The following is a 19,530-nucleotide window of genomic DNA, read 5'->3' on the forward strand; positions in this document are numbered from 1 at the left end:
GTGTTAGCTCGCTCCGTTCGCCGGCGCACCGGCATCCGCGTAGGTTCCGACCAGGCGCACGGCGCCTCCGTCGACGCCCTTCGCGCCCTGTTCGAATTCTCCGTCGGGGCGCGCGTCGTCGCGGACGACGCCGACCTGCCACGTGGCGATGCCGTCGGCCTGGAGCGCCGAGATCGTGGCATCCGCAGCCTCCGGCGCGACGACCGCGAGGAAGCCGATGCCGAGGTTCCACGTGCCCTCGGTCGCGGTCAGCTCGAGCCCGCCCATGTCGGCCAGCACGCGGAACACCGGCGACGGGCTCCACGTCGAGCGGTCGACGTCGACCCACGTGTTCTGCGGCAGCACGCGCGCGAGGTTGGCGGCGATGCCGCCGCCGGTCACGTGGCTGAGGGAGTGGATGCCGGAACCCGTGGCCGCGTCGTCGAGCAGTCGCAGGAGCGGCGAGGTGTACAGGCGCGTGGGCTCGAGGAGCGCCTCGCCCCACGTGCCGCCGAGCTCGGCCGACGCCGCGCCGTACGCGATGCCCGCGCCGGTGATGATGTGGCGGACGAGCGAGTAGCCGTTGGAGTGCAGACCGCTCGAGGCGAGGGCCAGCACGACGTCGCCGCTGCGCACGCGGTCGGCGCCGAGGATGCGGTCGGCCTCGACGACGCCGGTCGCGGCCCCCGCCACGTCGTAGTCGTCGATGCCGAGCAGGCCCGGGTGCTCCGCGGTCTCGCCGCCGACGAGCGCGGTGCCCGTCATGGCGCAGCCGCGCGCGATACCCGCGACGATGTCGGCGATGCGCTGCGGCACGACCTTGCCGCACGCGATGTAGTCGGTCATGAAGAGCGGGCGGGCACCGACCACGACGATGTCGTCGACGACCATGCCGACGAGGTCTTCGCCGATCGTGTCGTGCTTGTCGATGGCCTGCGCGATCGCGACCTTCGTGCCGACGCCGTCGGTGCTGGTCGCGAGCAGGGGACGCGCGTAATCGCGCAGCGCGGAAGCGTCGAAGAGACCGGCGAATCCGCCGACCCCACCGAGCACCTCGGGCCCGTGCGTACGGCGCACGGCCGACTTCATCAGTTCGACGGCGAGGTCTCCGGCGGCGGTATCGACGCCTGCGGCGGAGTATGGGTTTTCGTGGGGAGCGGAAGCCACCGGAACAGACTACCCGGGGTGGACACGCGCGGGTGTCCAGTGCGGCGCGGCGGGGGGTGTGGGGCGGGTGGGTGGGGGCTGTGGCGTGGGGTCTCGTGACGAGCGGAGGCGGGGGCGAAGGGAGGAGCCCCGGGCGCACTACGCCCTCCCCTCGCCCCTGACCCTCCTCCCATCACCGCCGCAGGCTACCCGCTCGTGCCGCGCGGCGCGCAGCGCTCGGCGCACAGCGCTCGGCGGTGACCGAAGGAGGACCAGGGGCGGAAGGAGGAGCCCCGAGCGCACTGCCCCCTCCCCTCGCCCCTGACCCTCCGCTCGTCATCACCGCCTGCCTACCTGCTGGCGCCGCGCGCGCCTGCTCGATCGCGCCGCGCGGGACGCACAGCGCTCGGCGGTGACCAAAGGAGGACTAGGGACGAAAGGAGGGAGCCCGAGCGCACTACGCCCTCCCCTCGCCCCTGACCCTCCGCTCGTCACCACCGCGGCCTACCCGCTCGTGCCGCGCGTGGCGCGCACTGCGCCGGCGCACGGACGCGACGACCTCGTCACCGCCCTCTTCTGAGGTGAAGCCCCTGCGCGACGGCCCGCGAGACGAGGTACTGCACGCTCGGCCAGTCGTCGATGATCTGGCGGTACCCGACGCGGATGACGTGGAACCCGTTGAGCGTCAGCACCGCGTCGTGGCGGATGTCCTCCGCGCGTTGCGCCCCGACGTGATGCGCACCGTCGATCTGCAGGACGAGCCGTTCTTCGATCAGCAGGTCGACCCGGTGGCCGTGCAGGTGGGCCTGCGCCAGGAGCCGGACCTTCATCCACCGCAGGCGGGCGATCACGATCGTCTCGAGGCCCGAGTCAGCGAACGGCTGCACCTCGTCGAGGATCGATCGCGCTCGGCCGGGAAGGGCGAGGCGCGACATCGCTTCGGCGGACACGAGCTGCTTGTTCAGCGCCGACTCCCAGACGACGAGCGCCTCCTCGTGCGGCACGCACGTCGCGACGAAGACGAGTGCGTTCTCGAGGGCGTCCACCAGCGCATCCGGATGCCGGGGCACCACGGGATGCGCCCGGTGCACGCGCGTGCCCTCGAGGACATCCACTCGACCGGCGTGCGGCGAGGCCGCGACGTGCGCTCCGCGCGGCTTGGCCACCCAGAGCCCGAGGTGCTCGGCGGCGCTGAGACACGAGACGACGACGCCCGCACGCGCGGCCGCGCGCAGGGTGGGATCCGCGTCGGGAAGAGCGAGCCATGACCGGCGGATGCGCAGAAGCCGCCCCTCCCCCACGGCGTCGGCGACGACGCGCCAGGACAGCCCTTCTGCCTTCAATCGTGCGCTGCGAGCCACGCCGCCCTGGTCGCGGACGAACTCGACCGGATCACGAGAGAGGGATGCCATGGGCACAGCGTTGTCGATCACCGCCGCGCCGGCGGCGCATTCGTGCCCGATTGGGGAGAGCCTCGAGACAACGGGCGGTGTGCAGAAGGGGTGAACGAGCCCGGGAGTGCGCCGCACCGGTGGTGAGCGGAGGGCGAGGGACGGGCGGAGGACGACAGCGCCGAATCCGCCCTCCGCTCGCCCCTCGCCCTCCCCTCGCCCCGCCCCGAGCACCTCACCCGCGGCGGGCGCCCTCGGCTCGCCCCACCGCCGGGCGACCGCGCGCACGGGCCCCGCCCCCGATCCTCGGGTGCGCCGCGCGCAAGGCCCGTCCACCCCCGATCTCGCGTCCTACAATGACGCCATGACGGGCGGCCAGCCGCAGTGGACGATCCGCGAGGACGCGGCGCAACCGGTTCTCGTCGCGCTCTTCCTGCGCCAGGTTCTCGGCATCCGGTCCCCCGAGGAACTGCCCGCTCTGCGGCGCGTTCCGCCGTCGACGGTCGGGGAACGCACGGATGCCGCGCAGTCCCAGCTCGAGCGGGAGTGGCGCGAGTACTGGGCGATGACGGTCGAGCCGCAGGCGCACCCCTCCCCCGTGCCGCTCGAACTGGTCGACGGGTTCGAGACGCTCGTCGCGCTTCCCGTGGAGGGTGCCGATGCCCTGCGGCAGGAGATCGTCGCCCATGCCGACGACGCCGTCGACTACGCCCGTCATGCCCACGACCGGTACTCCCGCGAGGCGGCGGCGCGTCCGGGGGTGTCGTACCGGGCCTATGCCAGCGCGATCGCCGCGCACGAACGCGTCGTCGGACGCCGCGCGCACTCGTTCGAACTGAACGTGCAGGTGCTCCCGCTGACTCAGCGCGGGGTGTGGTGGATCGGCTCGCTCACCGTGGCGGTGACCGACGGGCTGCGGGGGGACGTCGCGGCATTCGACACCGCGATCCACCCGATCATCGCGGAACTGGCCTGATCAGGCCCCGTGCCGCTCGTGGTCGACGATGACCTGACGCGTACGGCTGCCCACGGTGCGCTCGAAGATCAACGCGACGACGGCCCCGACGGTGCACCCGACGACGATGCAGATGAGCGCCGTGAAGCCGAACACCTGAAGCTCCGAGTACACCACCTGCGTGTACGGGCTCATGCCGCTGCCCTGGATGGCGAAGGTCAAAATGAGCGCGACCAGGATGCCGATGAAGGCCCCCGCCGCGAGGAAGACACCGTACTTGGGTGCGCGGCGCACGCTGACCGTCTCGATGTCATCGCGCACGGGAGACGGTCGTTCGGGGGCGGGCTGCTCGGCCATGCCCCTATTCTCCCACCGCGGCGCGTCGGACGGGTCGCGCATGCCTCGCCGACGTGACACCGCATGGCGCACGGCCTGCGGTGCACGAGTAGGTCGACCGCGCCCCGCGTCAGCGCGCGAGCGCGCGCGGGGGCGCCGTCGAGCCGCGCACGATGAGCTGCGACGGCAGCACGGTCTCGCCGATCGACGCCGCGCCCACCATCGCCTGCAGCAGCAGGTCGACCGCGAGGGCGCCGGAGCGCGCGATGGGCATGCGCACCGTCGTGAGGCTGGGCGTGACCGCACCGGCGAGGTCGATGTCGTCGATGCCGACGATACTGACGTCGTCGGGGCACACACGGCCGAGCTCGGCCATGCCCGCCTCGAGGCCCAGGGCGACCAGGTCGTTGTAGGCGATCACGGCGGTGGCGCCGCTGGCCGCGGCGGCGGCAGCGCCCGCGCGTCCGCCCTGGATGGAGGCTGCGTGGTGGCTCAATCTCGACAGGCGGATGCCGAAGCGTTCGCAGGCGCGAGCCACGGCGCCGGCCCGCTGTTCGTCGGCCCATGAGCCGTGCGGCCCCGACGCGTACGCGACATGGTCGTGGCCGAGGGCCGACAGGTGCTCCACCGCCTGCGTCGGTCCTCGCTCGGCATCCATCACCACGCACGGGGCACCGGCCAGGACGCGGTTGATGACGACGTGCGGAGTGTCGCCGACCAGCGAGAGGACCTCGGCCTCGGGCAGTCGCGGCGAGCACAGCAGCAGACCGTCCGTACGGCCCGCGAGCTCGATCGATTCCCGTTCGCGGCGCAGGTCTTCGTCGGCATCGAACAGCACGATGCGGTGACGACCGTGCCACGCCTGGCCCTGGATGGCTTTGAGCAGGGTGGCGTACACGGGGTTGGCCGCGTCGGGGACGACCACCGCGATCGTGCGGGTGCCCGTGGCCACCTGGGGGGTGGCGTAGCCCAGCTCGACCGCGGCGCGCCGGACACGGTCCAGCGTGGCGGGGGCGAGGCGGTCGGGTTCGCCGAAGGCGCGCGACGCGGTGGCGATCGACACGCCCGCGTGCCGTGCCACCTCCGTGAGGTTCGCCGCCATGTCCACCCCCTTACCTCTGTCGTTCCATCATCGGGCATGCGGTCGTGAAAAAGGTTGACAAGTTTGTACAAACACAGCACACTGCTTTCATGCCGATCATCGACGATCCCCTCATGGCGAGCCTTCCCGCGTCGCCGGGAGCCCGCGCGTGACCGCCCGACTGCGCCGCGACGCGCCGACCTCGACGGCCTCCCTGCCCGACGCCCCCGCCACCGCCGGGATCGTCCACCTGGGCCTCGGCAGCTTCCACCGCGCCCACCAGGCCGTGTACACCGCCGCAGCAATGCGCGCGGCAGGCGGCGACTGGGGCATCGTCGGCGTCGCCTCGCGCTCGCGCCGCGTCGTCGACGCCCTGCACGCTCAAGACCACCTGTACACCGTCGCGACGATCTCGCCCACCGGCACCACGCTCGAGATCCCGGGGGCGCACACCGATTCGTACGTCGCCGCCGACGACCCGGCACGCGTCGTCGCCGACCTCGCCGACCCCCGCATCCGCATCGCCACCCTCACGGTGACCGAGAACGGGTACAGCTACTCGCCCTCGACGCAGCGCCTCGACGTCGACGACCCGATCGTCGCGGCCGACCTGCGCGGCGGCGACCCCCGATCGAGCATCGGGCAGCTCGCCCGCGGCCTTCAACGTCGCGCCGCGGCCGGAGGAGAGCCGATGTCGATCCTCAGCTGCGACAACCTGCTCTCGAACGGCTCCCACACCGAGAAGCTCGTCCGCGCCTTCCTGCAGGAGCTGCCGGATGCCGAAAGCGCCGACGCACTGACCTACCTCGACCGCGCGGTGACCTTCCCCTCGAGCATGGTCGACCGGATCGTCCCCGCCACCACCCCGGAGTTCGCCGATCGCGTGGCCGGCCTGCTGGGCGTCCGCGACGACGTACCCGTCCCCGCCGAGCCGTTCACGATGTGGGCGATCGAAGACCGCTTCGCCGGCGGCCGACCCGCGTGGGAGGCCGGTGGCGCCGTCTTCACCGACGAGGTCGGCGCCTACGAGCAGCTCAAGGTGCGCCTGCTCAACGGCACGCACTCCCTCATCGCCTACCTCGGCGCGCTGCGCGGCGTGCCCACGATCCCGGATGCCATCGCCCTCCCCGACGTCGAGGCCGCCGCCGCGGCCGTCCTGCGGCACGAGTACGAGCCGTCCGTGACCGCGCCCCGGGGCGTCGACATCGAGCAGTACGAGCGCGAGCTCTTCTCCCGCTGGGGCAACAGCGCGCTGGGGCACCGCACGAGCCAGGTCGGTTCGGACGGATCGGTCAAGCTCGGCCAGCGCATCCCCGGCCCGGTGCGGCACGCGCTCGATGGTGGCGGGTTCCCGCACCTGATCGCGCTCACCGTCGCGGCCTACCTGGCCTGCATCGCCCCGCCCGCCGGCTTCGATCCCGGTCCGCACGCGGCGGCCATGACCGACCCGGCGCGCGCGCGCCTCACCGCCGTCGCCACCCGCGGTGGCCGCGACCTCGCCGCCCGCGCGATCGTCGAGCTCCAGCTGTTCGGCGAAGACCTCGCGCACCGCACCGCCTTCATCGACCGCGTCGGCGACCTTCTCGACACGATCGTCGAGCGGGGCGTCGACAGTGCGATCACCGACGCCCTCGCGGCATCCGACGCCCTGGCACCGACCACCCCCTGACCACCCGGCGCTCTGCGGAGCGCATCGACACGAAGGAGACGCGATGAAGCTTCTCGCAATCCACGGCGCAGAAGACATCCGCTGGGAAGACCGACCGTCACCGGAACCCGGTGCGGGGCAAGTGCGCCTGCGCGTGCGGTACGTGGGCATCTGCGGATCGGACCTGCACTACTACTTCCACGGCAAGAACGGTGAGTACGCCGTCCGTGAGCCCCTGACACCCGGTCACGAGCTGTCGGCCGAGGTCGACCTCGACCCCTCCGGGCGCCTCGCCCCGGGCACGCCGGTCACGGTGCACCCCGCGCGATTCGGACCGTCCGTCGAGGGCTTGGAGGACCGCCCCCACCTGCGTGCCGGGGGCGACTACCTCGGCAGCGCCGCGGGCTTCCCCCACCGCCAGGGTGGGGCGGCCGAGCTGATCGTCGTCGAGGACCACATGGTGCGCGTGCTGCCCGAGGGCCTGACCCTGGAGCGGGCGGCCCTGGCGGAACCCCTCGCCGTCGCGATCCACGCCGTGAGCGTGGCCGGCGACCTCGCCGGTCGACGCGCCCTGGTCATCGGCTCCGGCCCCATCGGCCTGCTCGTCGTCGCCGCCGCCGTGAACGCGGGCGCCGCGGTCGTGGGCGCCAGCGACGTGCGACCCGAGCCCCTCGAGCGAGCCCGCGCCCTCGGCGCCGAAGAGACGTTCCTCGTCGGCACCGACGCGATCGCGCCCGAGTCGTTCGACGTCGTCTTCGAGTGCTCCGGCGTGGGCGTCGCCCTGACCCAGGCGATCCGCGCGGCCCGCCGGGCGGGCACCGTCGTGCAGGTCGGCATGCTCCCCGACGCCGAGATCGGGGTGAACCTCGCGCCGATGCTCGCCAAGGAGCTCACCCTGCGCGGCGCGTTCCGCTTCTCGACCGAGATCGACGACGCCATCGACCTCCTCGCATCCACCGATGCCCTCGACGCCGTCGTCTCGCACGTCATCCCCGCCACCGACGCGGTCGCCGCGTTCGCCACGGCGCGCGACTCCTCGGCATCCGCCAAGGTCTTGCTCTCCCTCTGACACCCGACCCGTCATCACTACAAAGGAGTAATCCGATGAGCAACTCTTCCGCCCCCGGCGTCGATGCCTCGACGTCACCGCCCGTCGTCAAGAGGTCGACCGGCGATCTCGCCCGCGCCGCCGTCTCGGGGTGGCTCGGCACCGCGCTGGAGTTCATGGACTTCCAGCTGTACTCGCTGGCCGCGGCCCTCGTCTTCAGCCAGATCTTCTTCGCCGGAGGGGATGCCGCCATGGCGGTCGTGCTCGCCATGGCGACCTACGGCGTGGGCTACGTGGCCCGCCCGGTCGGCGCGTTCTTCTTCGCCCGCATCGGCGACAAGATCGGCCGCAAGCAGGTGCTGTTCTACACGATCCTGCTCATGGGTGCGGCGACCACCCTCATCGGCGTCCTGCCGACGTACGAGCAGGTCGGCATCCTGGCCCCGATCCTGCTGGTGATCCTGCGCCTCGCCCAGGGCTTCGGCGCGGGAGCGGAGATCTCGGGTGCGGGCGTCATGCTCGCGGAGTACGCCCCCGACAACCGCCGCGGCGTCGTCGCCTCGCTCGTCGCCCTCGGCACCAACTGCGGCACCCTGTTCGCCTCCGGCATCTGGGCGATCCTGCTCGCCGTGATGATGGAGAGCGACGTCATCGCGTGGGGCTGGCGCATCCCCTTCATCGGCAGCGCCATCATCATGCTCTTCGCCCTGTGGGTGCGCTTCAACCTCAAGGAGAGCCCGGTCTTCGAGGAGCGCACCGACGTCGTCGACGGCAAGGCGCTCTCGCGCGCCGAGCTGCAGAAGGTCGCCACCGAGACCAACGACGTCCGCACGCTCGAGTCGCTGCAGAAGAAGCCGATCAAGGCCGTCCTCGTGTCGTTCTTCCTGCGGTTCGGTCAGGCCGGCAACTCCGGCATCGTGCAGACCTACCTCATCTCGTTCATCACCATCACCCTCGCCATCTCGAAAGAGGTCGGCCCCGAGATCGTGATCGTGTCGTCGCTGATCGGCTTCATCACGATCCCGCTCGTCGGGTGGCTCGGCGACAAGGTGGGTCGCCGCCGGATGTACATCGTCATGTCGGCGCTGTCGCTCGTGCTGATCGTCCCGACCCTGCTGCTGATCAACTCCCGCGAGGTGGGCTGGATCTTCGTCGGCTACGCGCTGATCCACAACATCTCGGTGCTGGGTCTGGCATCCATGGAGAACATCTCGATCCCCGAGATCTTCGGCGCCCGCAACCGTTACACCCTCACCGCCGTCGTCCGCGAGATCGCGGCCATCATCGCGACGGGCATCGGCCCGGTCGTCGCCGCCGCCTGGGTGGCCGCCGTGACGGGCAGCATCATCCCGATCATGGTGCTGATGGGCATCTTCACCGCCTCGGCTCTGGTGGCCGCGCTCGTGGCACCCGAGTGGACCGGTCGCGACCTGCGGGATCCCCGCCCCGCGATGTGATCCCGCGCGGGCCCGCCCTCGTCGCGGGCCCGCTCCCGGGCGGGCTCGTGACGGCGAGCCCGCCCGTTCGCCGCCCCCCTCCCCTCTCGACCAGAAAGACCCCGCATGAGCATCGCCACCGTCGACGTCATCGTCACGAGCCCCGGCCGCAACTTCGTCACCCTCAAGGTCACCACGTCCGACGGTGTCGTCGGATGGGGGGATGCCACCCTCAACGGCCGCGAGCTGTCGGTGGCGTCGTACCTCTCGGACCACCTCGCGTCGATGCTCATCGGCCGCGACGAGGACCGCATCGAGGACACCTGGCAGTACCTCTACCGGGGTGCCTACTGGCGCCGCGGCCCCGTCACGATGGCCGCGATCGCCGCGGTCGACATGGCGCTGTGGGACATCAAGGCCAAGAAGGCCGGGATGCCGCTGTACCAGCTGCTCGGAGGGGCGAGCCGCGACGGCGTGCGCGTCTACGCGCACGCATCGGGCACCGACTTCGCGGCCCTCTCGAACGCCATCACCGGCTACCGCGAGCTCGGCTTCACGGCCGTGCGCGTGCAGACCGGCGTTCCCGGACTCGGCCAGATCTACGGCGTCTCGGCCGCCGGCCCCGGTGTGCGCTACGACTACGAGCCGGCGAAGCGCTCCGGCGACCGTCCGGCCGAGGAGACCTGGGACACCCGTCAGTACCTGAACCACATGCCCGGGGTCTTCTCGCAGATCCGCGAGGAGTTCGGCACCGACCTGCGGATCCTGCACGACGGCCACCACCGCATGTCGCCGATCGAGGCCGCGCGTTTCGCGAAGGACATCGAGCCCTACGACCTCTTCTGGCTCGAGGACGCCACCCCCGGCGAGGACCAGACGGCGCTGCGCCTCATCCGCCAGCACTCCACCACCCCGCTCGCGATCGGCGAGGTGTTCAACACCGTCTACGACTACCAGACGCTTATCACCGAGCGCCTGATCGACTACGTCCGCTCGGCCGTCACCCACACCGGCGGCATCACCGCGATGAAGAAGCTGCTCGACTTCGCCGCGATCTACGGCATCCGCTCCGGCATCCACGGTCCCACCGACATCTCGCCCGTCGGCATGGCGGCGGCGCTGCACCTGGATCTCGCGATCCACAACTTCGGCATCCAGGAGTACATGCCGCACAACGAGCAGACGCTCGAGGTGTTCCAGACCTCCTTCACCTTCGACCGGGGCTTCTTGCACCCGGGAGACCAGCCGGGTCTCGGCGTGGAGCTCGACGAGGAGGCCGCCGGTGCGTTCGAGTACACGAAGGCCTACCTGCCCGTGAACCGCCTGCTGGATGGGACCGTCCATGACTGGTGAGCTGCCCACCCGCACGGTCTCGTCGAAGCTCGTCGTGGTCGCCCGCGCGTCCGCGGCCTCGGACTACGCGCCGGTGCTCGCAGCCCTCGCCGAGGCGGGCGTGCAGAGCGTCGAGCTGACCCTCACGACGCCGGGCACGTTCGACGCCTTCGCCGAGCTGCGCGGGTCGTTCGACGGCGACCTCGGCATCGGCACGGTCACGAACCTCGACCAGCTCGAGCGCGCGATCGCCGTCGGCGCCGACTACGTCGTCACCCCGATCACCTCGACCGGGCTGGTCGAGCACGCGGTCGCCGCCGGCATGCCGATCGTCCCGGGAGGGCTCACTCCCACCGAACTGTTCGCCTCGTGGTCGGCGGGCGCCTCGGCGGTCAAGGTGTTCCCGGCCGGCCAGGTCGGCCCCGGCTACCTGAAGGATCTGCGCGGACCGTTCCCCGACATCGCCGTCGTCCCCTCGGGAGGGGTGGATGCCGACAGCGCAGCCGCGTGGCTCGCGGCGGGCGCGGTGGCGGTCAGCGTGGGCGGGCCGTTGCTCGGCGACGCGTTCCGCGGTGGCGACCTGGGCGCGCTGCGCGCGAGGGCCGAGCGGTTCGTCGCAGTCTGCGCAGGGGTCTCGGCGTGAGCGGCGCCTCCCCGGCGGGTCGGGCCTGCGCCGCCACCTCGGCGGTCGGCCGTTCCGGAATCGCGCGCGCGGCTGCGGGGTCGGCCTGCGACGCGGGGGACGGCTCGTGACCCGCGTCGTCACCCTCGGCGAGACCATGGCGCTCGCCCGCACGACCGAGATCGGGTCGCTCCGCCATGCCGCGGGCCTCGCGCTCGGCATCGGCGGGGCCGAGAGCAACGTCGCCGTCGGGTTGCGGCGCCTCGGGGTCGACACCTCCTGGCTCGGCCGCGTGGGCGACGACCCCCTCGGAGAGCGCATCGCGCGCGAGTTGCGCGGCGAGGGCCTCGACGTGCACGCGCTCGTCGACGCCGATGCGCCCACGGGCCTCATGCTGAAGGAGCGTCCCTCCGCGGCATCCACCGCCGTCCACTACTACCGACGCGGTTCGGCCGGCTCGCGCCTCGCGCCCTCCGACATCCCCGCCGGATGGATCGAGGATGCCGACCTGCTCCACGTCACGGGCATCACCCCGCTGCTGTCGGCCACGGCGCACGACACGGTCCTCGCCGCCGTCGATCGCGCCCGCGCCGCGGGTGTGCCGGTGAGCTTCGACGTGAACTACCGCTCCGCGCTGGCCGCCCCCGACGTCGCCGGGCCGATCCTGCGCGAGATCGCCGAGCATTCGACGCTCGTGTTCGGCGGGGTCGAGGAGTTCGCTCTGCTGACCCCGGATGCAGCCGACTCCCTGCTCACGGCGGGCGTCGAGCAGGTGGTGGTCAAGCGCGGTCCCGCGGGAGCGGCGGTGTTCACCTCCGCGGGCGTCACCGAGGCGCTCGGCTTCGTCATCGACCCCCTCGACACCGTCGGCGCCGGAGACGCGTTCGTCGCCGGCTACCTCAGCGCCCACCTCGAGGGACTCGACGTCGCCGACACGCTCGTGCGCGCCAACGCCTGCGGCGCCATGGCGTGCCTCGTGCCCGGCGACTGGGAGGCGGCCCCGACCCGCCGCGACCTGGTGCGGTTCCTCGCCGGCGGCGGCGACCCGGTCCGGCGCTGACGAGGCGCCCCGTGAGGACGCATCCGTTCGTCGAGACCGCACGTGTTCGTCCGCAATACCGTGCGGCCTCGGCGAACGAATGCGGTCTCGGCGCCAACCGGTGGCGTCCCGGCGCGAGCCGGGGGGGGGGGGGGGGGGGGGGGCGGCGGGCGGGCGGGCGGGCGGGCGGGCGGGCGGGCCTACGGCCGCAGCGGCAGCAGCGCGCTGATGTCGGCGCGCACGCCCGAGGCGACGATGCGGCCGGCGGTCACGGCATCCGCCCAGTGCTCCCGACCGGTGGCGACGGCGATCCAGGTGGCGGCGTCGGTCTCGACGACGTTGGGCGGGGTGCCGCGCGTGTGGCGGGGGCCCTCGATCACCTGCACCGCACCGAAGGGCGGTACGCGCATCTCGACGGAGTTGCCGGGAGCCTTCTCGACCAGGAGCTGCAGCAGGTAGCGCACGGCGGTGGCCGTCGCCGTGCGCGGGGCGTCACCCGCGGCCACGGCCGCGAGCGCCGCGCGGCCGTCACCGGTCTCGATTCGGCGGGGAGGCATGCCTCCACGGTACCCGCGCCGCCACCCCCGGGTGGCCCGGGTCGCCCATCCCCGGGTCCCCCCCCAGTTGAGTGTCCAGGACACGCCGCATCACCTCGAGCGAATGCGGCATGTCGTGGACGCTCAACGGCGAAACGCCCCGCTCGGTAGGCTGGCCGAGTGAGAATCCTGGTCCTCGGTTCGGGCGCGCGCGAGCACGCCATCATCCTCGCGCTGCGTTCCGAAGAGGCCTCGCACGCCATCTTCGCCGCGCCCGGCAACGCCGGCATTGCCCGCGAGGCCCACCTCGTCGACCTCGACCCGCTCGACCCGGCCGCCGTGCTGGTGTTCGCCAAAGCCGAGGCCATCGATCTCGTCGTCGTGGGACCCGAGGCACCGCTGGTCGCCGGTGTCGCCGATCCGCTGCGCGCGCACGGCATCCCCGTGTTCGGTCCGGGCAAGGCCGCGGCCCAGCTCGAGGGGTCGAAGACGTACGCGAAGCGGATCATGGATGCCGCGGGCGTGCCCACCGGACGCTCGGCGCGCGCGCACGACCTCGCCACCGTCGAGACCGCCCTCGACGAGTACGGCGCCCCGTACGTGGTGAAGGCCGACGGACTGGCCGCGGGCAAGGGCGTCATCGTCACCTCCGACCGCGAGGCCGCCCTCGCCCACGCCGAGACCTACCTGGCCACCGGTGCGGTGCTGATCGAGGAGTTCCTTTCCGGCCCCGAGGTGTCGCTGTTCTTCCTCAGCGACGGCGATCGCGTCGCGCCCCTCAGCCCCGCCCAGGACTTCAAGCGCCTGCGCGACGGCGACGAGGGTCCGAACACCGGCGGCATGGGGGCGTACTCCCCCCTCCCCTGGCTGTCTGAGCGCTTCGGCGGCGAGACCGAGTTCGTCGACCACGTGACGCGCGCGATCGCGGAGCCCGTGATCCGGCAGATGGATGCCGAGGGCACCCCTTTCATCGGCCTGCTCTACGCCGGTCTCATCCTCACGGAGCAGGGCGTGAAGGTCATCGAGTTCAATGCCCGCTTCGGCGATCCCGAAACGCAGGTCGTGCTTCCGCGCCTGGTCGACCCCCTGTCGCGACTGCTGCTGGCCGCAGCCTCGGGCACGCTCGACAACGAGCCCCGCCCGGCCTTCGCCGACGCGACCGCCGTCACCGTGGTGCTCGCGAGCGAGGGCTACCCCGAGGCGCCGCTGACCGGTCGCGTGCTGACCGGGATCGACGAAGCCGAAGAGGTCGACGGCGTGCACGTGGCCCACGCGGCGACGGCGCTCCGCGACGGCGAGCTCGTCGCCACCGGCGGACGCGTGCTCAGCGTCGTCGCCACCGGCTCCACGTTCGGCGAGGCGCGCACCGCGGCCTACGCCGGGCTCGAGCGCATCGGCCTCGAGGGCGGGCAGTACCGCACCGACATCGCCGCGCGCGTCGTCGAGGCCTGACGCCGGGGGTCTCGGCGCTCCCGCCCGGAGCGAGATCAGCGGCGGCGCGCCGCGAGCATCTTCTCGACGTCGTCGACGAGCCCGGGGGCGCCGGGCGCGACCGCGATCGCGTCGCCGATACGGCGGGCGCGGGCCGCGTACCCGTCGTCGGCGAGGATGCGCTGGACGGCCGTGCGGACGGCATCCGGAGTCGGACGCCCCGTGCGCAGGTTGATGCCCACCCGGGCGTGCTGCACGCGCGCCGAGGTCTCGACCTTGTCTTCCGAGTCGCCGGCGATCACGATCGGCACGCCGTAGCGCATCGCGTGGTGAAGGCCCCCGTAGCCGCCGTTGGTCACCAGCACACTCGTGCGGGCGAGCAGGTCGTCGTAGGGCAGGTAGCTCGCGGCGAAGGCGTTGTCGGGGAGAGCGGGCAGGGTCTCGAGGTCGCGCCCGCCCGTGGTCACGGCCACCTGCACGGGTAGGTCGGCCAGCGCCGCGAGCGTCGGCTCGATCACCTCGGTGTAGTCGGTGTTCGCGACCGTTCCCTGCGTGACGTGCACGAGCGGCCGGGTCGGGTCGAGGTCGTCGAACCACTCCGGTGCCGCAACGGGATGGGCGGCAGCGGATGCCATGGGGCCGTAGAACCGGAGCGCCTCCGGGGCGTCGCGTCGGGCGTACTCGAACTCCTGCACCGTGAACTGCGCGAGCAGGTCGCTGCGCGAGAGGACGTCCATGAAGAACGCGCCGTTCAGGGGCGGCGCGCCGACGCCCGCGAGGAAGAGATCGAGCGAGCGGTGCACGGGACGCAGCACCGTCTTGGCCGTCACCCCGAGCACGCCGTTGCGCAGGCGGTTCAGCGTGGGGTGCCGGAGCGGCGTGATGCCGAGTCCGTACGGGGCCGTGTCGCGGCTCGAGAAACCCGCGGGCCCGATGCCGCACATCACCGTGAGGGGGCGTTGAGAGCGCGTTCGTGCGAACAAGGTCTGCACTCCGAGGAAGGTCATGTCGTGCAGCACCACGTCGGCGGGTTCGTCGTTCAGGATCTGGTCGAGGGCGGCCGCCGCCGGAGCGGCGGGGTCGACGAACGCGCGCTCGACCCCGCGGTTGATGGTGGCGAGTCCGCGGTCGCGTTCGTCGGCGCCGATCCCGTCGAGCGTGTCCGCCTCGGCGGGAAGGGGGAGGAACAGGATGCCGGCCTGCTCCACCATCCGCTGGTACCGCGACCCGGTGAGCAGGCGCACGCGCCACCCGCGCCGCTGCAGTTCCTGCGCGACGACGAGGAGCGGGCCCACGTGGCCTGTGGCGGGCATGCTGCACAGCAGGGCGGAGGGTGTCATGTCTGCGTCTTTCGAGGATGACCCTGTCCGCCGAGGGGCGGGGGTCTAGGCGAGGTTGTCGGAGAGGTGGACGAGCTGCGCGGTCAGCCAGGTGCGGTAGGCGGCGACGTCCCACCCGCGGGCCACGGTGAGGTGCGTCCACGGGTCGGGACCGGTGATGAGCCCCAGGACGTCGGCGGCGTCATCGAGCTGGTCGACGCGGATGCGGTCGCGCTGCTCGAACCAGCGCGCGGCGATCGTCATGTCGCGGTGGCGCCGCATCTCGAGGTCGAGGTAGGCGGCGCGCGCCTCGGGATCACTGTCGGCGGCGGCCACCATCGCGCGCACGATCGCCGCCGAGCGCTGATTGGCGTCGATGAGGAAGTCCACGTACCGGGCGATCGCGGTATCGGTGTCGGGCTCGCCCATGATGGCGACGAGCTCGGGGCGCTCGGCGAGCGAGTGCCTCCCCTCGTCTCCCGCGAACGTGCGCTCGAACGCCGCGATGAGCAGACCGTGCTTGGGTCCGTTCAGGTGCACCGTGGGAACCGACACCCCCGCCTCGGCCGCAATCGCCGTGATCGAGGTGGCGACGTACCCGTCGCGCACGAACAGCCGGGCCGCCGCCTCGACGATCGTCGCGCGGGTCTCGGCGGCGTCGGCCTGCCGTCGGGGAGAGTGGTAGCTACGGGGCACGGGAGAACGCTACTTCGCCGCCGCGACCGTCGACCGGAGGATCACGAGCCCCGCGACGATCTGCGCGCCGGTGGAGACGAAGTACATCGCGTTCGACAGCGCCTCGATGGTGCCCACGGTGAGCACGGCGCCGAGCGCGAAGCCGACGAGAGCCAGCACCAGGACGGCCCAGCGTGCCGCGCCCGTCAGAACCCCGGCGCGGACGATGACGATGCCGCCGACCAGCAGGGCGACGCCCTGCACGGCGCTCATGGCTCCCAGGAACGCCATCGCCCCGTCGGTGAACACGGCGGACGGCAGCAGGTAGGCCGTGACGAGGTACATGCTCTGGTTCGCGAGGAACAGCGCCCCGAACCCGAGAAGCGCGACCTTGCCCACGAGAGACGAGCCGACGGCGCCCTCTCCGTCGCCCCGGCCCAGCGCGAGCGGGACCATCGCCGCGACATGGGCGAGCGTGCTCGCGAGGAAGAACACCCAGAAGGCGGTCGCCGGCCCGGATTCGGTGGCGACGTCGGCGGTGAGCTCGACGGCGGTCGCCGCGGTGAGCAGCACCCCGCCGACGACGATCAGGAGGCCGGCGGTTCGGGCCCACCGCGGGCGGGTGCCGGTCGTCGCGGCGTCGCTCTCGACGGCGGTGCGGGTGGCGGAGTGCGGGGCAGAGGTGGTCATGGATGCTCCTGCGAGTGACCGGGATCGGACGGCGGCTCTTTTTGACTATAGCGGCGTATAACTGAATATGGAACCGCTCTTCTCGGCTCCCCATGCCCAGCGGAGGACCCGTGGCGAGCGGAGGACCGCCGGCCCGGCATCCGTCCTCCCTCCGCCCCAGCTCCTCCCCTCGTCACCGCCGCGACCCGCCGCCGCAGCGCTCGAGCACCCGCCGGCGCCGCACGGAACCGTGCCCAGCGGAGGACGCGTGGCAAGCGGAGGACCGCCGGCCCGGCATCCGCCTCCCTCCGCCCCAGCTCCTCCCCTCATCACCGCCGCGACCCGTCCGATGCGAGCGCCTGACCCCTGAGCGCAAACGACGAACGCCGCCGCCCCACGGGGGACGACGGCGTTCGCGCGTCGGACGCTACTCGCGCGCGGCGACGGGGGCAGCCTGCGTGGCCGGCTCGGCCTCGCGCGGAGCGCCGTGCGGGCGGATCATCGACGGGCGACGCATGAACAGCACGGCGACCAAGCCGACCGCGATCACGATGATCGGCAGCAGCAGCGATTGCCCCATCGCCGCCGAGAAGCCATCGACCACCTGCGGCGGAAGCGTGCCGCCACCGAAGCTCGCCCCGGCATCCGCGGCCCCCGGCAGGTTCGCCTCGAGACGCGCCTGCATGAACGCGGCGATGGATGCCGAGCCGATCACCGAGCCGACGGTGCGCGTGGTGTTGTAGATGCCGGCGCCGGCACCCGCCTGGCGCGGCGGCAGGTTGCGCGTCGCGGTGGTGGCCAGCGGGCCCCACATGCCGGCGTTGCCGATGCCCATGAACGCCGCGGGGATGAGGAAGGCCCAGATCGGCGCGTCGTTCAGGATGAGCGCGGCGTAGAGCCCGAGCGAGCCCCCGACGAGCAGCAGACCGGGGACGAGCAGGAATCGCGGGTCGGTCCGGTCGAGCAGCTTGCCCGCGAAGGGCGCGAGCACGCCCGACAGGATCGCCAGCGGGATGAGCAGCAGCGCCGACTCGGTCGGGGTGAGACCACGGGCGAGCTGCAGGTAGAACATCTGCGGCAACGCCATGCTCGTCACGGTGAAACCGACCGCGGCGATGGCGAGGTTCGCGATCGAGAAGTTGCGCTCCCGGAACAGTTCGAGCGGCACGAGGGGTTCGCCCTTGCTGCGCGCCTGCGTCCAGATGAACACGCCCATCACGACCACACCGGCGACGACCATCGCCCAGATCCACGCCGCCCACGAGTAGTGCTCGCCCTCCTGCAGGCCGAACACGATGAGGAAGAGACCGACGGCGCTCAGCACGACGCCGAGGATGTCGAACTTGTGCGCGGTGCGCGGCAGCTGGGGCACCAGGATGACCGCGGCGATGAAGCCGATGATGCCGACGGGGATGTTGATGAAGAAGATCCACTCCCACCCGAGGCCGTCGACGAGCAGGCCACCGGCCAGCGGGCCGACGAGGGTGGCGACACCGGCGGTGGCTCCCCACAGACCCATGGCGGCGCCGCGGTTCTGCGCCGGGAAGGTACGGGTGATGACGGCCATCGTCTGGGGCGTCATGAGGGCGGCACCCAGACCCTGCACGGCGCGAGCGACGATCAGCATCTCGAGCGAGGGGGCCAGTCCGCACGCGAGCGAGGCGAGGGTGAAGATCGCGAGGCCCGTGAGATAGACGTTCTTCGGGCCGAAGCGGTCGCCGAGGCGGCCGGTGATGAGCAGCGGCACGGCGTAGGTGAGCAGGTAGGCCGAGGTGACCCACACGACGTTGTCGAGGTTGTTGGTGTCGGGGTCGAGGGCGGCCTTGATGGCGGGGTTCGCCACCGAGACGATCGTGGTGTCGACCAGGATCATGAAGAACCCGATGACCAGCGCCCAGAGGGCGGGCCAGGGGCTGCGTTCGGTGCGGGTGGATCCCGTACGGGTGGATGCCGTGGAGGCGGCGCGGGAGTCGGTCATGGGGTGGTCTCCTTTGAGACGCGGTGCTTCTTCTTGATGTGTTCGGGGATTTCGGCGATGCCCCAGGCGAGGGAGCGGTCGGCGAGACGCGCACGCAGGGAGTCCTGCCACGCGAGTTCTGCGTCGAGCAGAGCGGACTGCCGCTGCAGCTCGACGAGGAATTGTTCGGGGGTCTCAGACGTGGCGGCCTTGTCGAGACCGGCGCGATGCTCGTCGACCGAGGCGAGGAGCAGGGCGCGGCGTCGGTCGAGCAGGGCCATGACCTCGTCGCGCGGGAGGTTGTGGGCCTCCGACAGCGCGACGCGGAAGTCACTGGCCCGGTCTATCTGGGGGAGCTCGGCGCGCACCCACTGCTCGACGGCCCGGCGCCCGGCATCCCGCAGCGTGTAGGTGGTGCGCTCGGGGCGGTTGCCGTCGCGATCGACGCCGACCTCGGCGAGCAGGCCGTCGCGTTCGAGGCGGGCGACCGCGTGGTAGATCGTGCCCTTCTGCAGGGGGACGAGGCGATCGTCGCCCCGCTCCTTGAGCAAGCGCACCATCTCGTAGGGGTGCATGTCGGCCTCGCGCAGGGTGGCGAGGATCATGACCGCGATCGGGGTGAGGCGGGGCTGTTCCGGCATCCGTCCCCCTCATGGTCCGTGTCGACTAGTCCACGTGGACTATACGCCTCCGCTTGGCGTGACGCGAGCCGGGGGGGTGAACGTTGAGTGTCCAGAACACGCCGCAGTCGGGGCGCTCCATGCGGCGCGTCTTGGACACTCGACGGGCTCGCGAGCGCGGCGACTCCCGCGCGCATGCCGGGGAGCGAGGAGCGGGGAGCGCGTGCCGGGGAGCCGGCAGCGCGGAGCGCGTGCCGGGGAGCGGGGAGCGCGGAGCGCGGAGCGGGCCAGGATGCCGCGACGCGACACG

The 19,530-nt window shown here is 72.2% G+C and carries 18 protein-coding genes; 8 read left to right on the forward strand and 10 right to left on the reverse strand.

Features of this window, described 5'->3' with window-relative positions; translation table 11 throughout:
* Positions 1–3: 3 nt before the first annotated feature.
* Positions 4–1,146 (reverse strand): phosphoribosylformylglycinamidine cyclo-ligase, encoded by a 1,143-nt coding sequence (gene purM / locus IFU40_RS00395; RefSeq protein WP_191916166.1) that lies wholly within the window; start codon positions 1,144–1,146, stop codon positions 4–6.
* Positions 1,147–1,688: 542 nt separating this feature from the next.
* Positions 1,689–2,537: an endonuclease domain-containing protein gene (locus IFU40_RS00400; RefSeq protein ID WP_191924997.1), complete on the reverse strand. Its 849-nt coding sequence runs from the start codon at positions 2,535–2,537 to the stop codon at positions 1,689–1,691.
* Between the two features lie 343 nt (positions 2,538–2,880).
* Here IFU40_RS00400 and IFU40_RS00405 point away from each other — a divergent pair, with 343 nt between their 5' ends.
* Positions 2,881–3,492, forward strand: a complete 612-nt coding sequence (locus tag IFU40_RS00405) for a hypothetical protein (protein WP_055831928.1) — start codon at positions 2,881–2,883, stop codon at positions 3,490–3,492.
* Here the strand turns inward: IFU40_RS00405 and IFU40_RS00410 are convergent, their stop codons facing one another.
* Positions 3,493–3,828 (reverse strand): hypothetical protein, encoded by a 336-nt coding sequence (locus tag IFU40_RS00410; protein ID WP_055935549.1) that lies wholly within the window; start codon positions 3,826–3,828, stop codon positions 3,493–3,495.
* Between the two features lie 109 nt (positions 3,829–3,937).
* Complete coding sequence (locus IFU40_RS00415) at positions 3,938–4,909, reverse strand: LacI family DNA-binding transcriptional regulator (RefSeq protein ID WP_055833076.1); 972 nt, start codon at positions 4,907–4,909, stop codon at positions 3,938–3,940.
* Between the two features lie 148 nt (positions 4,910–5,057).
* Here IFU40_RS00415 and IFU40_RS00420 point away from each other — a divergent pair, with 148 nt between their 5' ends.
* The 6 genes from IFU40_RS00420 to IFU40_RS00445 all read left to right on the forward strand — a co-directional run bounded on the left by IFU40_RS00420 (position 5,058) and on the right by IFU40_RS00445 (position 12,034).
* Positions 5,058–6,557: a mannitol dehydrogenase family protein gene (locus IFU40_RS00420; protein WP_191924998.1), complete on the forward strand. Its 1,500-nt coding sequence runs from the start codon at positions 5,058–5,060 to the stop codon at positions 6,555–6,557.
* 43 nt (positions 6,558–6,600) lie between these two features.
* Positions 6,601–7,605: an L-idonate 5-dehydrogenase gene (locus IFU40_RS00425; RefSeq protein ID WP_191924999.1), complete on the forward strand. Its 1,005-nt coding sequence runs from the start codon at positions 6,601–6,603 to the stop codon at positions 7,603–7,605.
* Positions 7,606–7,640: 35 nt separating this feature from the next.
* Positions 7,641–9,041: an MFS transporter gene (locus tag IFU40_RS00430; protein WP_055831937.1), complete on the forward strand. Its 1,401-nt coding sequence runs from the start codon at positions 7,641–7,643 to the stop codon at positions 9,039–9,041.
* A gap of 105 nt (positions 9,042–9,146) precedes the next feature.
* Positions 9,147–10,373: a D-mannonate dehydratase ManD gene (manD, locus tag IFU40_RS00435; RefSeq protein WP_055831938.1), complete on the forward strand. Its 1,227-nt coding sequence runs from the start codon at positions 9,147–9,149 to the stop codon at positions 10,371–10,373.
* Positions 10,363–10,995, forward strand: coding sequence for a bifunctional 4-hydroxy-2-oxoglutarate aldolase/2-dehydro-3-deoxy-phosphogluconate aldolase (locus tag IFU40_RS00440; RefSeq protein WP_191925000.1), 633 nt, complete (start codon positions 10,363–10,365; stop codon positions 10,993–10,995). Before manD ends, IFU40_RS00440 begins: the two co-directional genes overlap by 11 nt.
* Before the next feature lie 106 nt (positions 10,996–11,101).
* Complete coding sequence (locus tag IFU40_RS00445; RefSeq protein WP_191925001.1) at positions 11,102–12,034, forward strand: PfkB family carbohydrate kinase; 933 nt, start codon at positions 11,102–11,104, stop codon at positions 12,032–12,034.
* Positions 12,035–12,213: 179 nt separating this feature from the next.
* Here the strand turns inward: IFU40_RS00445 and IFU40_RS00450 are convergent, their stop codons facing one another.
* Complete coding sequence (locus IFU40_RS00450; RefSeq protein ID WP_055831942.1) at positions 12,214–12,570, reverse strand: sterol carrier family protein; 357 nt, start codon at positions 12,568–12,570, stop codon at positions 12,214–12,216.
* 159 nt (positions 12,571–12,729) lie between these two features.
* Here IFU40_RS00450 and purD point away from each other — a divergent pair, with 159 nt between their 5' ends.
* Positions 12,730–14,001: a phosphoribosylamine--glycine ligase gene (purD, locus tag IFU40_RS00455; RefSeq protein ID WP_191925002.1), complete on the forward strand. Its 1,272-nt coding sequence runs from the start codon at positions 12,730–12,732 to the stop codon at positions 13,999–14,001.
* A 35-nt stretch (positions 14,002–14,036) separates the two neighbouring features.
* On the opposite strand, the gene IFU40_RS00460 is transcribed toward purD, so the two are convergent.
* The 5 genes from IFU40_RS00460 to IFU40_RS00480 form a co-directional block, all read right to left on the reverse strand.
* Positions 14,037–15,320, reverse strand: coding sequence for a glycosyltransferase (locus IFU40_RS00460; RefSeq protein WP_191925003.1), 1,284 nt, complete (start codon positions 15,318–15,320; stop codon positions 14,037–14,039).
* A 45-nt stretch (positions 15,321–15,365) separates the two neighbouring features.
* On the reverse strand, positions 15,366–15,995 hold the full coding sequence (locus IFU40_RS00465; RefSeq protein WP_191925004.1) for a TetR family transcriptional regulator: 630 nt from the start codon (positions 15,993–15,995) through the stop codon (positions 15,366–15,368).
* Between the two features lie 9 nt (positions 15,996–16,004).
* On the reverse strand, positions 16,005–16,664 hold the full coding sequence (locus tag IFU40_RS00470; RefSeq protein ID WP_191925005.1) for a hypothetical protein: 660 nt from the start codon (positions 16,662–16,664) through the stop codon (positions 16,005–16,007).
* A 406-nt stretch (positions 16,665–17,070) separates the two neighbouring features.
* Positions 17,071–18,621, reverse strand: coding sequence for an MFS transporter (locus IFU40_RS00475; RefSeq protein ID WP_191925006.1), 1,551 nt, complete (start codon positions 18,619–18,621; stop codon positions 17,071–17,073).
* Entirely contained in the window at positions 18,618–19,241 is a 624-nt protein-coding gene (locus tag IFU40_RS00480; RefSeq protein ID WP_191916178.1) for a PadR family transcriptional regulator, read from the reverse strand. Before IFU40_RS00480 ends, IFU40_RS00475 begins: the two co-directional genes overlap by 4 nt.
* Between the last annotated feature and the right edge of the window lie 289 nt (positions 19,242–19,530).

It is taken from the genome of Microbacterium sp. CFBP 13617 (genome assembly GCF_014839445.1).
Taxonomy (GTDB): domain Bacteria; phylum Actinomycetota; class Actinomycetes; order Actinomycetales; family Microbacteriaceae; genus Microbacterium.

Excerpts from the sequence above, each read along its gene's own strand:
- manD (WP_055831938.1), top strand. The coding sequence starts at position 9,147 with ATGAGCATCGCCACCGTCGACGTCATCGTCACGAGCCCCGGCCGCAAC.
- IFU40_RS00460 (WP_191925003.1), bottom strand. The coding sequence starts at position 15,320 with ATGACACCCTCCGCCCTGCTGTGCAGCATGCCCGCCACAGGCCACGTG.
- IFU40_RS00425 (WP_191924999.1), top strand. The coding sequence starts at position 6,601 with ATGAAGCTTCTCGCAATCCACGGCGCAGAAGACATCCGCTGGGAAGAC.
- IFU40_RS00470 (WP_191925005.1), bottom strand. The coding sequence starts at position 16,664 with ATGACCACCTCTGCCCCGCACTCCGCCACCCGCACCGCCGTCGAGAGC.
- IFU40_RS00430 (WP_055831937.1), top strand. The coding sequence starts at position 7,641 with ATGAGCAACTCTTCCGCCCCCGGCGTCGATGCCTCGACGTCACCGCCC.
- IFU40_RS00410 (WP_055935549.1), bottom strand. The coding sequence starts at position 3,828 with ATGGCCGAGCAGCCCGCCCCCGAACGACCGTCTCCCGTGCGCGATGAC.
- IFU40_RS00405 (WP_055831928.1), top strand. The coding sequence starts at position 2,881 with ATGACGGGCGGCCAGCCGCAGTGGACGATCCGCGAGGACGCGGCGCAA.
- IFU40_RS00400 (WP_191924997.1), bottom strand. The coding sequence starts at position 2,537 with ATGGCATCCCTCTCTCGTGATCCGGTCGAGTTCGTCCGCGACCAGGGC.
- IFU40_RS00475 (WP_191925006.1), bottom strand. The coding sequence starts at position 18,621 with ATGACCGACTCCCGCGCCGCCTCCACGGCATCCACCCGTACGGGATCC.
- IFU40_RS00415 (WP_055833076.1), bottom strand. The coding sequence starts at position 4,909 with ATGGCGGCGAACCTCACGGAGGTGGCACGGCACGCGGGCGTGTCGATC.
- IFU40_RS00450 (WP_055831942.1), bottom strand. The coding sequence starts at position 12,570 with ATGCCTCCCCGCCGAATCGAGACCGGTGACGGCCGCGCGGCGCTCGCG.
- IFU40_RS00480 (WP_191916178.1), bottom strand. The coding sequence starts at position 19,241 with ATGCCGGAACAGCCCCGCCTCACCCCGATCGCGGTCATGATCCTCGCC.
- IFU40_RS00440 (WP_191925000.1), top strand. The coding sequence starts at position 10,363 with ATGACTGGTGAGCTGCCCACCCGCACGGTCTCGTCGAAGCTCGTCGTG.